This is a genomic window from Bacillus cereus group sp. N21 (genome assembly GCF_016483395.1).
GTDB classification, from domain to species: Bacteria; Bacillota; Bacilli; order Bacillales; family Bacillaceae_G; genus Bacillus_A; species Bacillus_A pseudomycoides.
Genome location: NZ_JAEHBX010000308.1, coordinates 1 through 303 on the forward strand (window position 1 = coordinate 1; position 303 = coordinate 303).

A 303-nucleotide genomic window follows, 5' to 3' on the forward strand; every position below is an offset into this window, starting at 1 on the left:
CTTCACTTCTCATTAACAAGCGTTGTAATCCTTTTACTTTTCTACGCTGACCAAGTTGTTCGGCACGGTAGATTCGCTGTTGTATCCTTCGAACCCAATTATTGAGTTTCCTCCATTCAATGGAGTTCCAATCAATGAGCAGAGTGACAGCGGACGCAATCGGTGTTTCTGATGCGTGTGGCATCGCATATCCTCCTTTAATTCCTCAGAGCTCTCGGCTATTGCGATTGGCTCTGCAGACATATTATTCGTTTGGTACTTTGCGCTTTCTTATCAGTTTTTGCACTCATCTGAAGTCTGCAC

General features: G+C 44.2%; 1 protein-coding gene. It reads right to left on the minus strand.

Features of this window, described 5'->3' with window-relative positions:
• On the minus strand, positions 1-184 hold a 184-nt coding region (locus JDS96_RS30990), incomplete at its 3' end, for a reverse transcriptase N-terminal domain-containing protein (RefSeq protein ID WP_199669148.1).
• Positions 185-303 lie beyond the last annotated feature (119 nt).